General features: G+C 64.7%; 11 protein-coding genes. 2 read left to right on the plus strand and 9 right to left on the minus strand.

Annotated features, from left to right (window positions below; all coding sequences use genetic code 11):
* Window positions 1-2: 2 nt before the first annotated feature.
* Genes HWN72_RS25095 through HWN72_RS25115 form a run of 5 tightly spaced genes read right to left on the minus strand, consistent with a single transcriptional unit; the run spans window position 3 to window position 5048 of the window.
* A complete protein-coding gene (locus tag HWN72_RS25095) occupies window positions 3-857 on the minus strand; it encodes an SDR family NAD(P)-dependent oxidoreductase (RefSeq protein WP_211151662.1) in 855 nt (284 codons plus the stop codon).
* A 38-nt stretch (window positions 858-895) separates the two neighbouring features.
* The gene (locus HWN72_RS25100) at window positions 896-1687 is read right to left on the minus strand and encodes a sugar phosphate isomerase/epimerase (RefSeq protein ID WP_211151663.1); all 792 of its coding nucleotides are present in this window, start codon (window positions 1685-1687) and stop codon (window positions 896-898) included.
* Window positions 1684-2934, minus strand: a complete 1251-nt coding sequence (locus HWN72_RS25105; RefSeq protein WP_248006326.1) for an alkyl sulfatase dimerization domain-containing protein — start codon at window positions 2932-2934, stop codon at window positions 1684-1686. Before HWN72_RS25105 ends, HWN72_RS25100 begins: the two co-directional genes overlap by 4 nt.
* A gap of 48 nt (window positions 2935-2982) precedes the next feature.
* On the minus strand, window positions 2983-4269 hold the full coding sequence (locus HWN72_RS25110; RefSeq protein ID WP_211151665.1) for a sulfotransferase: 1287 nt from the start codon (window positions 4267-4269) through the stop codon (window positions 2983-2985).
* Complete coding sequence (locus tag HWN72_RS25115; RefSeq protein WP_211151666.1) at window positions 4266-5048, minus strand: SDR family NAD(P)-dependent oxidoreductase; 783 nt, start codon at window positions 5046-5048, stop codon at window positions 4266-4268. The genes HWN72_RS25110 and HWN72_RS25115 overlap by 4 nt, the downstream gene beginning before the upstream one ends.
* 431 nt (window positions 5049-5479) lie before the next feature.
* Between HWN72_RS25115 and HWN72_RS25120 the strand changes: the two genes are divergently transcribed.
* Window positions 5480-6283, plus strand: coding sequence for a FadR/GntR family transcriptional regulator (locus HWN72_RS25120; protein WP_211151667.1), 804 nt, complete (start codon window positions 5480-5482; stop codon window positions 6281-6283).
* A 97-nt stretch (window positions 6284-6380) separates the two neighbouring features.
* Here HWN72_RS25120 and HWN72_RS25125 read toward each other — a convergent pair whose 3' ends face one another.
* The 4 genes from HWN72_RS25125 to HWN72_RS25140 form a co-directional block, all read right to left on the minus strand.
* Window positions 6381-8954, minus strand: a complete 2574-nt coding sequence (locus tag HWN72_RS25125; RefSeq protein WP_211151668.1) for a TonB-dependent receptor — start codon at window positions 8952-8954, stop codon at window positions 6381-6383.
* A 307-nt stretch (window positions 8955-9261) separates the two neighbouring features.
* Window positions 9262-11535 (minus strand): CHASE2 domain-containing protein, encoded by a 2274-nt coding sequence (locus HWN72_RS25130; RefSeq protein ID WP_211151669.1) that lies wholly within the window; start codon window positions 11533-11535, stop codon window positions 9262-9264.
* On the minus strand, window positions 11532-12875 hold the full coding sequence (locus HWN72_RS25135) for a FecR domain-containing protein (RefSeq protein ID WP_248006327.1): 1344 nt from the start codon (window positions 12873-12875) through the stop codon (window positions 11532-11534). Before HWN72_RS25135 ends, HWN72_RS25130 begins: the two co-directional genes overlap by 4 nt.
* Window positions 12856-13542 carry a response regulator transcription factor gene (locus HWN72_RS25140; protein WP_036530845.1) on the minus strand — a complete coding sequence of 229 codons (687 nt, stop codon included), beginning with the start codon at window positions 13540-13542 and terminating at the stop codon, window positions 12856-12858. The genes HWN72_RS25135 and HWN72_RS25140 overlap by 20 nt, the downstream gene beginning before the upstream one ends.
* A gap of 276 nt (window positions 13543-13818) precedes the next feature.
* On the opposite strand from HWN72_RS25140, the gene HWN72_RS25145 reads away from it, so the two are divergent.
* Window positions 13819-14691: a GGDEF domain-containing protein gene (locus tag HWN72_RS25145; protein WP_211151671.1), complete on the plus strand. Its 873-nt coding sequence runs from the start codon at window positions 13819-13821 to the stop codon at window positions 14689-14691.
* Window positions 14692-14698: the final 7 nt, after the last annotated feature.

The following is a 14698-nucleotide window of genomic DNA, read 5'->3' on the forward strand; positions in this document are numbered from 1 at the left end:
CTTCAGCCCCGGATCGAATCGATGACGGCCTGGGTGATGCCCGGCTTGCCGGGATCGCCCGCCATGAATTCGGCATGCTTCTTCTCGATGAAGGCATCGGGGTTCGCGGCGACTTCGGCCAGCGTCGTCCAGACCTCCTCGTGGGTGGGCACGACGATCTCCCCGCCCTCCATCGCATCGGACAGGATCCGTGCCGTCTCGGGCTGCGACTTGACGAACAGATGGCTTCCCGGCGCGCGCATCGTATAGTCTTCGCTGAAGTGCTTCATGGCATCGGGCGAGGTCGTCATGACCGGGCCGGGACACAGGCAGCTCACGCGAATCCCGAACTGCATGAGATAGAGCGCGAGGTTCTGCGACATGGACAGCACCGCCGCCTTGGACGCCGCATAGTGAATGCGGCTCGCGGCGAACGGATAGAGCCCGGCGAAGCTGGCCGTATTGACGATGTGCCCCTCGCCGCGTCCCATCATGCGCGGAACCACAATGGCGTTGGCGCGCACCATGCCGAAGAGATTGACGTCGAACATGCGCTGCCATTCGGCAAGCGGGATGTCCTCGGGATTGCCGCCCGAGAGTATCCCGGCATTGTTCATGTGGATGTCGAGGGGACCGAGCGCGGCTTCGGCGGCATCGATGGCTTCCAGCACCGACGCCTCGTCGAGCACGTTGCAATGCAGCCCGGTGCTCTCCGCGCCCAACGCACGCACGAGTTCGGCGGTCTCTTCGGCCCCGTCCCTCGATATGTCGGCAACCGCGACGCGGGCGCCGCGGCGGGCCCATTCGAGGGCGATCTGGCGACCGATGTTCTGCCCGGCACCGATGATCAGCGCCGTCTTGCCTTCGAATGTGGACATCTTCCCGTTCCTCTCCCGTTATTGTTTGCGACCGGCGCTCAGATCCCGGCCGCGTACAGCAGATCCGAAGCCGCATTGATGCCCGCCCGGAACTCGGCCTCTGCGGTATCTGCGGTGTAGTCCGAAGGCACGACCTCAAGGTCGAACACGCCCTCGTAACCGGCTTCCAGCACGTCGTTCATCATGCGGCCGAGCGGCAGATCTCCCTGCCCGATGTGCAAGCGCCCGCCCGGTCCGGAGATGGCGATGTCGCCGATCTGGACAAGCGCGATGTGCGGCATGGCGCGCTTCAGGGTCTGGGCAAGGCCCCGCTCCATCCAGTTGTTGCTGAAGTCGGAAACGATCCCGAGCCCGGTTCGCTCGGCGATGTCCACCGCGTCGGCAAGGCGCGTGCAGAACGAAACACTGGTCCGCAAGCTGGGTTCGAAGGCAGCGATCACGCCGTTTGCGCGGGCATGTTCGACGGTCGGCGCAACAGCCTGCGCGAACAGCGCCACATCCTCGTCCCAGTCGCAGCGCACCGTCCGGCCGCTGGTGAAATAGATCGAATGGCCGCCATGCGCCGCGACCAGATCGATCATCGCCTTGTGCGTTTCGCGCGTCGCACCCCACGTCTCGGGCGCGGCGAGCTGGAAGCCTGCGGTGATGAGCGTGCTGATGCGGATACCGGCATCGTCGAGCGCACCAAGGTGGCGCCCCGGATCGTCAGCGATCTTGTTCATCAGCAGGCCCGCGTGCCCGACGCCGACGTCCTTCCACAGCGCCAGTTCGCGCTCGAACGGCCACCGGAACGTGCACATGGCATCCAGAGACAGACGCGGATGGGTCACTGCGCTTCACCCAGGGCCGTCTCCAGCCGGAGGATCTCGCTTTCCAGCCAGCGCACTTCGCTGAAGTTCTCCCGCCCCGCGCCTTCGAGCACCGCCCGCTGGGCTGCAAGCTGGACGCCGAGCGCGTCACGATGCCCGGGCTCCCCGGCGGGAATGGCCTCGGCCAGATGGAGCGCGTGGAGCGGCTTGCCTTCCTCCAGCAGCGCCCTCGCCCGCCCGAGCACCGGCGCATGGCCTCCCGCGAGCGCGACGAGTTCGGGAAACACGGCCTGGGGCGGAACCGCATAGAGTTCGGTGGAGGATTCGTAGCGGAACCAGCCCAGATGCTCCTCCCAGATGGAACGCACGATCCAGGGCACTTTGCCGTGCCCTTGCGGGATGGCGAGTTCCTCGGGCAGGCGGATGGTATCCATCAGTTCCCACAAGCCCTTGCCTGCGTTCATGCCCTCGAAGGTCCGGTCGCGCAGGTACTGCGCCGCATCGCGCATGCGGGTCAGGCGGGAGCGGATCTCGGCAGCGCCGCGCACCGGCTCCCCGTGACCGGTGATGAGCACTTCGGCTTCGAGATCGATGACCCGCTGCACGCTGTCGATGTACCACTGCACATAGCGATAGCGCTCGCCCCGCACCGTGTAGAGGTTGGGCACGTGGCCGAAGATCGGCCCGGTCATGTTGCCGGTGAAGACGATACGCTCCTGCGGCAGCCAGACGGCAAGCGAGTCGACCGTTTCCCCGCCCTTCACCGACAGCAGCTCGAATGCGCGGCCGCCCTGTTCGAAGCGGTGACTGTCCTGGAACGTGGTGGTCAGCACCGGCTCGGGCCGCTCGGTCAGCTCGCGCTTCTGGTCGCGGCTCCACAACCGGCGAGAGCGCGCGCCCATGGTGGTGCCGAGGTCGCGGTACTGCTTGCGCACGAACGGCAGGTTCGCCTGGCCGATGGTCTCCACCTCCGGGCCGCTGAAGGTCGGCCAGCCGCCGATGTGATCCTCGTGGCTCTGGGTCAGGACGATCTTGCGGATCGGCTGGTCGGAGACGGCATCGAAGCGGCGCCGGTTCTCCGCCGCGCTATAGATGATGCCGGTGTTGACGAGGACGTTGCCGTCCGCAGTCGTCACCAGATAGAGGTTGGACACGTCCCTGGACATGAAGATGCCATGGCCGAGATCGACCGCATCCTGCCGCCCGGCGCCGTCGTTGATGATCTGGGCATTGAGGGGTTCGTTGGCGTCCCGAGCCGTCTGGGTCATATCCATTCTCCCGAAGTCTTTTTTCTGTGCCGCAGCGAAATCGGCTGCTCAGACCTTCACTTCCACCCTCACCGGGAAGCGGTCGAGGTAGAACGCGAAGCGCTCCCGAAGCGCCGGGATGTCGAGGTTGAAGTCACCGGCGAGGTCGTAGACCACCCGACCGTCCTTGCCGCGCGGATGGCTGTCCATGTATTCGCGCATGTCGGCGATGCTGTCCTCGCTCGAGGGGAGCCCGGCAAACTCCAGCACCTTCTGCGCGGTCCCGACATCGTCGGCGATGACGTCGCCGAACAGGATGTCGAGCCGCTGGCCCTGAGGCACCGTGTCCATGTCGCGCAAATACGCGCGCAGCATGCGCTCGATGCGATCGACCCAGTAGGCGACATGCGCCTGGATATCCGGCTGCTTCTGGTGCGCGAGGACGGAAAGGCCCCGCATGGTCAGCACCGACTGCAGCAATGCCAGCGGGTCGCGGTGGATCTGGACGACATAGGCGTCCGGATAGTTGGCGACGAGCGCGGGTATCTGCTCGGAATGCTGGTTGCCCTTGAGGATCCAGCGCCGGTCCGACGGGAACTGGTGAGCGATGGCCTTGAGCATCCGCTTGCCATAGGCGTAATGCGGCGTCTGGTCGTGGCCGAGCAGATGATCGCGCCAGCGCGGCACCTCTGCCATCCATTCCCACTGATAGGTGGTGAAATCGGGCATCTGCAGTTCGTTCTCGCCGCAGGCGTGGTCCGGCGAATGCTCGTGCATCGCGGCCATGATGGCGTTCTGCTTCATCCGGTCCCAGTGCGCGCTAGAACGCAGCCAGCGCGGATCGACACCATCCGACCCCGGCGCTTCGCCGGGCGCGAGCACTGCCTCGGAGCCGAGGTAGACCGGCAGGTGGCGCAGCCGGCGATCGGCGGCGATCAGGTTCTCGAGATGCGTGGTGCCCGAGCGCGGCAGGCCGACGATGATGATCGGGCGGTCGATGACCTCCTGATCGACCTCGGGATGCGCATCGAGGTAGGCCTTGTTCTTCAGGCGGTTCGCAACCTGCTTGACGCAGGCGGCGCGGAAGTTCGCCTTGGCGAAGCGCCACAGGTTGGGATTGCTCCCGACCTCCTCCAGCAACAGGCCCAGACGTTCGGTGAAATCGCCCGGCCCGAAGTCGGACAAGCCCGTCTGAGCCTGCGCGTCTGCAAGGACGGCTTCGACGGTCATGTCCAGCGGCTCGGCCTCGGCGGCTTCCAGCTCGGCCCGCCGCTCGGCGGGAAGCACCGGGTCACGGAACTGCTCGACGCGGAAAACCTTGGTCTTGACCTCGGTTACGGTATCGGACGTGCTCATGCGCGGCGCTCCAGCGAGGTATTGAGCTTGCCGGCATTGGCCATCCAGCCGCCGTCGACCTTAACCAGATCGCCGGTGTGGTAACGCGATGCATCGCTCATGAAGTAGACCCCTATCCCTTCGAAATCCTCGGGTGTGCCGAACCGCGGGATCGGACAGCGCTCACGCACTTGCGAGCCGAGCGGAGAATCGGGGCCCTGATCCTTGACGGTCTCGCTCTCGGTGTACCCGGGGCAGACGGTGTTGGCGCGAATGCCATATTTGCCGAGATCGACGGCGATCCCCCGGGCCAGTGACGCCATCGCGCCCTTCGAGGCATTATAGTGCTGCATGCCGATCGAGCCGGTCACGGCGGACAGGCTCGCACAGAACAGGATCGATCCGCCTGCGTCGCCCGCCTCCGCACGGCCCCGCATATGGCGCGCGGCCTCACGGGCGAGGTAGAATGCGCCATGCTGGTTGACCGACAGCAGCGAATGCCACGCCTCGCCGGTCATGTTGGTGAAGCAACCCTGATTCATCATCAGGCCGGCATTGGCGATGGCACCATCCACGCGGCCCATCGTCGATACGGCCTCCGCAAAAGCCTCGATCACCCGGTTCTCGCCGGACACATCGACTTCCTGCGTGAGCACCTTGGCGCCCAGGCCGCGCAGTTCGTCCGCCGCGACTTCATTCTTGTCCTGGCGCCTTCCCCAGATGACAAGGTCGCCGCCGGCCTTTGCAATGCCCCGGGCAAAACCCAGGCCGATGCCGGCATTGCCACCGGAAATAACCACGACTCGCCCCTGCAAGTCCCACGGTAGACGAGCCATCGCCATCCCACTCCACTATCTGTTTTTCATCGGCCGAACGACAAGACCGTCTCGGCACGTGGATTAAAAACAGTATCCTTTATATATGTCAAGTCAATCGACCGACGGGCTCCTGCCGCCCAATTGAAGCAACCATTCGGAATGAGCGGGAAAATACACCACCCGCTTCATGCCGGACCTGGAACACGCAGCAAGATCGCGGAGACGATCTACTTTTCTGAGAAATTGACCCGGACAAACGGCGGCAACCTTCGACCGCTCATGCCTTTAGCCGCAAACGATCGGCACGGCCTTTCGACTCCATGTGAGCCAAGAGAAATCATATTGCAGACCCTTGCTCAGAGCGCGAAATAGACATACAGTGTACTTTAATTAGTCAATCAGGGTGAGGATCAATGGTGCGTCAACGCGGCCTCCCGCCTCACGGCGGCAAGGAACCCGCGCGCCTCTCGCGATCGGTGCTGCACAGTCTGATGCAGGATCTGCGCAATGGCCGGTACGAACGCGGAGAACGGTTACCGGCGGAACGCGTTCTCGCGCAGGCTCTGGGTGTCAGCCGACCCATCATTCGCGAAGCCCTGCACGCGCTAGACCTGCTCGGCATCGTGGAGACGCGGGTGGGATCGGGCACATATGTCGTCGATGCGCATCGCGACCTTGGCAGCCAAGTCCTGCACGCTTCCGCCTTCGAAGTTCTCGGCACCCTCTCGACTCTGGAATGCTCTGCCCTGTTTCATGCTGCGGGCCTAACCGACAAGACACTGCTGGACGCACTTACGGAAAGGCTGGAAGAGGCAATCCGCGCGGATGCCGACTTCGAAAGTTGGCACCATGGTCTGGCGGAATTCCACGTCACCCTCGCGAAAGCGGGAGGAAACGAAGTCCTCAACCTCATGATCGGGCAGCTTTGGCAGGTACGCCTCGGCACCTCGACAACACACAGTCTTGTCCAGCGGGCGTGGCTGGCGGGATCGCTTGTCGACCACGAAACCCTTAGGCGGCTTCTGGCGGCCTTGCAGGCCGGCAACCACGATGTGGCGGGCCGGGAACTCAGGGCCGAGCACGACCGGGTCCTTGCAGCGGTCCTCGACATCCACGCCGAGGACGAAGTGGCGCGCGCTCGCGAATCCGTATCGCAGTTGCGCGCGAGATTCGTGCTGCCGCCTGCGGGATTCGGGCGCATGCCCACGTCCCGGTAATCCCGGAAGGAACACCGGCATGGCGAAAGCACATGTCTTCAATTGAGGGCCGAAGCGGCAATGCCCGCTTCGACCCCGTCACCGCGCAGTCTGCCGGTCAGAACGTGTAGCGCACTCTCGCTCCGTACATCCGCGGATCGCCGTAGTACCGCGACGTGAAGCCGCGCGAACCGGAAAGGCTGCGTGCCTCGTAATGCCGCTTGTCGAATGCGTTCGTCACGAAGACCTGGAGATCGACGGGGGCGTCGAACGGCTTCTCCCAGTTCACGTTGAAGTTGACGAGGTCATAGCTTGGCGCGACTTGCGTGTCGTAATTGGGATCCGAGGGGGCGAATACGCTGTAGACCCGGTTCGGCAAGGACGCATCGGCGCCGTAGAAGACCGAGCCAGTGTAGACATACGTAGCACCGAGGCTGACCTGGCCCACCGAGTCGGGAAGCGGAAGCGTGTAGTTGGCCGTGACCGAGAGCTTGTGGTTCGGCGTGAACTGCAGGCGGCTGCCCTCGACCGGAGTGCTTGCCACGAGGTTGTAGCCACCGACCGGCTGCGTCGAGAGATCCGGCGCAATGAACTCAAGCAGCTTCGTGTTGAGATAGGCGTAGCTGGCCTGAAGCGTGAGGCCCTCGAACGGAGAGATCGACGCTTCCGCTTCGAGGCCCCAGATCCGCGCCTTGCCGGCGTTGACCACGGCCGGGCCAGAGGGCAGGTTCGGCGCGATGCCGTTGGTATCGACGAACGAGACCTGCAGCTGCATGTCCTGGAAGTCGTTATAGAACCCCGAAAGATTGAAGCTGCCCGGCATCGCCCCGTGCCAGCTCGTCTTGATTCCGCCTTCATAGACATCGACGCGCTCGGGCTCGTAAGTCTTGAAACCTACTGCCGCCAGCGGGCTGACCGACCCCTGCCGGTAGCCTCTTGCATACTTCGCGTAGACCATGATGTCCGGCATGATCTTGTAGTTCAGCCCGATCATCCACGTCGGCGCCTTCGAGCTCTGGCTATAGCGCTCGAGGCACGTCGCGGGTGAGCCGCCATACGTGAGGGCGGGGTTGGTGCACGTGAACGTCGGGGTGTTCCAGCCGGTGGCTGCGGCATAGGACGCCACCATGTTGGTGGAACTGCCCGTCGTCTTGTCCCAGGTATAGCGGATGCCGGCATCGAGCGTCAGGGCCGAGGTCAACTTGTAGCTGCCCTGCGCATAAGCGGCCATGTTGCGGAACGCCACGCGGCCGACATTGAAGTTTCTGCTGCCCGTGGCGGTCGCCGCGCCGGTGACGGCCGAGGCATCGGTGCAGGCAAATTCCGCCCACTCCGCTTCACTGTCGCACAAGACCCCGTTCATGCTCTGCGAGCCCGCCCAGCCGAGCGGCAGGCTGCGCTCATAGTAGAGGCCGGCCTGCCAAGTCAGGTTGCTGCCGAAGTTGGTGCCCTGAAACTGCAGTTCCTGCGTGAACGTCTCCTGCTGTCCACTGTGAAGGCCCGGCGGGCTGATCGATGTATCGCTGCCCCAGCCCTTCCCGACATACTGGCTGGGCACGTTGACGGTCCTGAAATAGGGCGCGGTGCTGGTCGGAACCCGCAGCGTGTTGCCGAGCGGAACCCATACGCCGAACAGGTCGATCGCCTGGTCCTGAATGATCTGCCCATAGCTGTTGATATTCTTGATCGTGAGATTGTCGCTGACCTGCCACTTCAGCGAATTCACGATCTGCCAGGTCTCCAGCTTCTGGTACGCCCATGGCAGGGCGTTGGTCACCGTGAGATCCCCGGCATCGCGATCCCGCTGGATCTGCTGGCAGCTGTACCCGTTGGGACCGTTGGTGGCGACGCTGGCGGCACTGCTGGCATAGCAGTCGGTCGTCCTCGAGGCCGCGCCGTTGGTCTTCGAGCGGGTATAGGAGATGACCGTGTAGTTCTCCACGTTGTCCGAGAGGTCGGCGACCGCGCTCACCCGCGCGGCGACATAGCCCACGTCCGCGAAATCGCGGGGACCGACACCCGAGATGTTGCGCAGATAGCCGTCCCGCTCCTGGGTATCGACGCCAAAACGCAGTCGGAAGCTCTCGCCGACGGGCAGGTTGAGCACTGCCTGCACGCGTTTCATATCGTAGTTGCCGGCGGACGCCTCGACATATCCCTCGAAGTCGTAGGTCGGGCGATTGGGGACGAGGACAACCGCGCCGCCGGTCGTATTGCGACCGAACAGGGTCCCCTGCGGCCCCTTGAGAACCTGGACGCTTTGCAGGTCGAACAGATGGCCCGGGCCCGCACCGTCGCCCGAGGCGCTCAAGGGCGAGGAACGCGGCACGACCGCATCCGCGAAATAGACGCCAACCGAGGTCGTGGTGCGCGCCTCCTGGGTGAACCCGCGGATGGCAAAGGAGGCAAAGTCGGCCCCGTACCGCGAGTTTGCCGTCAGCGACGGCGTGTAAGTCGCGAGATCCTTGGCGGAGAACACGTTCTGGCGATCAAGCGCCTTCTGGTCGAACACCGTCATCGAGATCGGCACGTCCTGGAGGCGTTCCTCGACGCGGCGCGCGGTGACGATGATATCGCCCACAGAAGGAGACCCGGCATTGTCGTCCCCGCCCTGATCCTGAGCGATAGCCGCCTGCAGCGGGATGGTCGCAAGCGTGGTGGATGCCAGGAGCACCAGCGCGGTCTTCTTCATTTTCTCTCCCTCCGGGCGAGACGCGGTTCGCGCTCACCGATGATTGCCCGCCCCGACTGATCGCGGGTCACGTTTCTCTCGTGCGGCGGCCTCCCGTTGCTGAGGCAATCGGGGATACGACCAATTAAGGGACCTGTTATCTTGAATTTTGAGATTCGGTCAAAGCGCTGTGGCGATTTCCGGCTACTCTAATCGAAGCTCGACGTAACGAGAGACCTTGCTGAGGCTGCAGTGCCCACGGAATGGTCCGATTATTGGATGCGTCGATAGCCGAGCCCGTTGCCGCCCTGACAAGGCTCGTCACCGATCATGGAGTGCAATCCGTCGACGCAGGATTGCCGCGGTGCAGAGGCAGCTTCAGCAGAAACGCGGTGCCGCGTCCCGGTTCGCTCTGGCATTCGATTAGTCCGTGATGGCGGGTCATCACCGTGTGAGCGAAGCTGAGCCCCAGACCGGCACCGTTGATCCTCGGCCCCAGGCCGACCGGTCCGCGGCGAAAGCGCTCGAAGATCGCCTGCCGCAGACCCGGCTCTATGCCCGGCCCCTGATCCTCGATCGCGCACACGGCCCAGTACGCCCCATCGCCACGCGGCTGACAGGACAGCGAGCAGGTGATCGTGGTCCCTTCCGCGCTGTACTTGATGGCATTGCCGATGACGTTGACCAGCACTCTGGTCAGCAACGAGCGCTCGACCGTGACCAGCAGCCGCTCGTCCGCGTGGGTTACGATGCCGATCGATTTGGCCTTCGATTGCGGCCAGAGATCGTCGATCGCATCCATCAGCATGTCGCCGAGGTCCACCTCCTCTAGGGCGTACTCCAGATTCTCGGCGCGGGCCAGTTGGACGAAGCCGTCCGCGAGTTGCAGGGTGCGTTCCGCGTAGTGCCGGATCACGCCGGATTCCCTGGCCGCAATGCGGTCTGCAGACGCGGTTTCAAGCACGGCCAGAATGGACGCCTGGGGCGAGCGCATGTCGTGGGTGAGAAGTTGCACCACGTCGTCGCGTTGTTTCTGCGCGGTCTTGGCGTCGCTGATGTCGACGAAGCGGATGACCCAGCCGACGCGCGTACCCTCCGCCGAAGTCTGTCCCGCCATCCCGAGAAGGAAGAAGCGCCCCTGATCGAGCTGGACCTCGCAAGCGAGCGGTTCCTCAGCGGACGGAGGAAAGCGAACCGGATCGCCGCTGCCGATGAGGCGGCAACGGCTCAGGATCGAGGCCGCGCCCGTCTTCTCTTCCAGTCCTCCATCCGGGCCGGCGAAGAGCTTGCGCGCGGCGACATTCGCTAGCAGGATGTCGCCGTTCAGATCGGCCACGATCGTCGCGTCCGGCAACTGGTCGAGGCGGTCGGCCACGAAATGGCGCATCTCCCGGTTGCGGGTGATCGCGGCGTTCAGCAGTGCGATCGTGTAGGCGACGCCCCTCTCGGTATGAACGACGTTCCTTTGCGGAACGAGCATCGGCTGTTCCTGCAGACGTTCGAGCTGTGTACGCATGAACCGTTCCGTCGCTGCGAGCTGTCTCCAGCCCCAGATGGGATAGGCCAGCACCAGCCCGGCCAACGCAGCAGAAGGCGGCAGCCAGATGCGCAGCAGTATCAGGGCGCAAAGCGAGAGGCCCAGCACCAGCGCCGAGCACAGCGCCAGGCAGGTCAGCGCCGGCATCCGCCTGAACGGCCCCAGCCCCATCATCAGCATCCACAGCGGCAGCAGTCCCGCGATCAGGCAGGCGGACAGGTCGGCCTGCGTCATCATCGTGCCGCCGCGCAGCCCCTGAAGCAGATAAGCCTGGATCTCGAGCCCGGACATCACGCCGCCGGCAGGCGTTGCGTACCGGCTGCCGAGGCCCGACGCCGTCACGCCGACGAGCACGATCTTGCCCTTCAACAGTTCGGCGGGCACTTCCCCGGCCAGAACCGCTGCGGCCGAAACCTCCGGCCAACGCCCGGTGCCACCGCCGAACGGTATCAGCCCGGCCTGCGATGAGACATGCCCACCCCCGGCAAGGGATTGCGCCATGACGCGCATCAGCAGCCGCGCCCCGTCAGGCCCTTCATCCGAACGCGGCGCCGCGCGCACGACACCGTCCGCATCCGGCGCGATGGTGGCGGCGCCGATCCCGGCGGCAGCCTTACGAAGCGATTCTATCGGAAGGATGGTCGTGGCGTCGTTTTCGGATGAAGCACCCGGCAGGACCGGCAGGAAGACGGGAGCACCGCCCGCCCTAGCCCGGGCCATCGCGCCTGCCAGCGCATCGTCGTTGGCCGCATCGGTCGGCTCGGTGAAAAGCACATCGTAGCCGATCGCCTTCGCCCCCGCCGCATTGAGCCGGTCGATGAGCGCGGCATGGGTCGCGCGGTTCCATGGCCAGCGACCGATCCTTCCTACGCTGTCGTCATCGATCTCGACCAGCAGGATCGCATCGGACGACGGCGACGGAACGAGTTGCAGCAGGTGATCGTAGATGCCGTTGTCGAACCGCTCCATCGTGCGGTCCATCGTCATGAGCATGACCAGCAGGCTGGTGACGATGACGATCAGCCACCACTGGGTACGCAGCTTGAGATGCCGCCGTAGCCTCACCAGTTCCCCTCGACCCTCAACTCGCCGTAGTCCGACCATTGGGTACTGACCTTGCCCTCCACGATCCGGCTGGTCTGCACGCGCCAGCGATAGCGGCCGCGCGGCAGGTCGATCACCGGCTGGGACGTGTTCGACAGTTCGGGCAGGTCGACCAGCGGCCTTGCCTCCCGACCTGCCTTGGCAAGCTGGAAGCGGAACCGTGCGCCCGACACATCGCGCGCGTTCCACCAGAACAGGTATTGGCGGTAAGGCCCCGCCCAACCCATTTCGATGCCCATGCGCAGCCCTTCGAGATGGCGCTGGAAGGAGAACGTCGCGGGTACGCCCTCCAGTTCGTTACGGTCGATAGCCGTTGCCCGCACGAAGTAGGCGCCATCGGGCAGCGAGGCGAACCGCACCTCTGCAGACTTGCTGGTCGCCTCGTCCAGAACCTCGAGGAATCTTGCGTCGGCGGCGATCTGCACGTGGTACGCCGTGGCGCCGGGCAACGGCTTCAGGGCGAAGTGCAGGCCCTCGCCGGTCTGGGCCGCGTCCGGCCCAAGCAGTTCGGGAGCAGGCAGCAGGGCGACCGGCTCCGACAGTTCACTCGTCGTTCCGAAGCCTGCGGGCAGCGTCTGGGTCTCGTTCGCCTCGGCATCGAAACCGACCTTGCCTTCCAGCACCTCGCTCGTCGCCAACCCGGCGTCCGCATCATAGGCCATCCGGAACTTCGTGCCGCGCACCGAGGTAATGGCCCGGGGGGTCGAGAACCGGAAATCGCTCTGCGGGTCGGTCATCGGCGTGACGGTGGCGCTCGCACCGCCCCGTTCGATGCCGAACAGCCGCTCGACGTGGCTGTCGAACACCAGCCGGCGCAGGCGCTGCACGCGCACCGCCGACTGCGACGGCAGGGCGATGGTCGTCGCGTCGGGCAAGGCGAGCGTGACAAAGGACTTCTGCCCGGTCTCGATGAGCATCCCCTCGCCCACCGTCATGCCGACGGCCGCCGGCTTGCCACCGATCCGCACCGCGCCGCGAACGCTGTGCACGGTTCCCCTCACCGGCTCGTGCCTCAGAAGTTCGCGCGGGATGACGAGCACCATGCCCACCGGCAACCGCAGCGGATCCGCCACCCGGTTGAGCCGTTGGACGATGCGATAGTCTTCGGTGCGGATGAAGTAGTTGGCGGCCAGCCGAAAGAGGTTGTCTCCGGGCCGGACCACATAACGCACATCAGGACGCGCCGGCTCCACCACCGCAGAGCCGTCGGGCCCGGCGACGGCCATCCCGCCGGGAACCGCCGCCAGCAGCAGGAGGGCGGCGCTCGCCCATGCGCGGGTTCTAAGATGCCAGGGCTTCAAGTCGATATCCATACGAGTAAATCGGGACCAGCTTGACGCCGTTATCCGGGCGAAGATGCAGCTTGGTCCTGACGTTGGAGATGTGCACGTCGAGGGTTCTCGTGGGGAGGTTCGGGTTGCGTCCCCATACGGCTTCGAAAATGTAGGCGCGCGCCAGAGCGCGGTGCATGTTCCTGAACAGGAGCAGCGCCAGCGCGAATTCCTTCGCGGTCAGCGCAATCGGCTCTCCGGAGAGTTCGACCGTCTCGGCCCGCGTATCGAAGCAATAGCTGCCGTAATGCTCGAAGCCCGAAAGGGCCGCGGGATAAGCCCGACGCGCCAGGGCGCTGATCCTCGCCTTGAGGACCACCGGCGCGACCGGCTTGATCACGTAGTCATCCGCACCGGCGGTGAGCCCGGCGACGATATCCTCTTCCGCCGACCTGCTGGTGAGCATCAGCGAGGGCGGGGCGATCTCCAGATTTTCGCGCACCCAGGATATGACTTCGAGCCCGGACAAGCCCGGCACGTTCCAGTCAAGGATGAGGACGTCGTAAGTCGATCGGTGCAACGCCCGCACGAGAACCTGACCGTCGCCGAACACTTCGCAGGAATGGCCCGCCTCTGCGAGCGTCATCTCCACAAGCCCTGCTAGGGCCACATCGTCCTCAAGTATCGCTATCCGCACGGCTGCCCTTTGTTGCCCCTGCGCAGGGCCGAGACTTCGCCATAGCAGTGCCGATGCCGATTGCGAGGCCGTGCGGCCGGGCTTTGCAATGTTTTACAGGTGGTGTCTCGAACAAGGGCAGGTCCGATTTTGCATTTCTTTACATGACAGTCTCCGAGCACGGCGCTTATGCCGCCCCTCAAGCTAACTAGGAAAACTCCCTAGAGAACAAAGCGATGGTTGCCGGGGCCGGATAGACGGCTGCAGCATTTCCGTTGCGAGCGCCCCTGGAGGATCGTGGAACACCTGTTCGGATCGACGTCGCTGGCGGCCTGCATGCTCGATCGCGATCTTACAATCGGCAAGGCCAGCGAAGCGGCTGCGGCGATGTTCGGCCTGCCCACGCTGCTGGATCGGCAAGCCGGCGACCTCGTCCCCGGCGCCGCGCCGGTGCTGCGCCGATGCTTCGAACTGGCCGACCTTGGCCTGCCGCTTCCCGACCACCGGTTCATGCTGGGCGGACGGGATTACGCCGTCACGTTTCATCCGGTACGACACGCCGACCTCGGCATTTCCGCATTGCTGACCATCGCCATGGACGTGACCCGCAGCCTCCGGATCGAACGGGTGCTCCGCACTTCGCGTCGACGCCTTCTAGTGGAATCGCGCCAGGACCACCTTACCGGACTGCTGAACAGGCGTGGCTTCGATGCCGCTCTGGATCGTGAAGTCAGGCGGGCAAGACGCTCGGCAACGCCGCTTGCGCTGCTCATCGTGGATATCGACTGGTTCAAGCCCTACAACGACAGCCTCGGTCATCAGGAAGGCGATCGATGCCTGCGGCTCGTCGCCGATGCGCTTGGAACATGCCTGCGCCGCGCCAGCGATCTCGCCTGCCGCTATGGCGGCGAAGAGTTCGTGCTCATCCTGCCCGATACCGATGCCAGGGGTGCAATCGCAGTGGCTGCCAACTGCCAGCGAGCAATCGAAGCCCTTGCGATCGCCCATCCGGCCAGCGTTCATGGACGGATCACCGCCAGCATCGGGATCGTCGGAGCGAATACCGGGTCCGTCCCGGCCGACCCGGCGCAGGTGTTCGCTCAGGCCGACGCCGCCTTGTACAGTGCGAAACGCAACGGCCGAAACCGTTACGAGCTGAACGGCCTTTGACCATCGA

The organism is Novosphingobium sp. HR1a (assembly GCF_015594425.1).
Taxonomy (GTDB): domain Bacteria; phylum Pseudomonadota; class Alphaproteobacteria; order Sphingomonadales; family Sphingomonadaceae; genus Novosphingobium; species Novosphingobium resinovorum_A.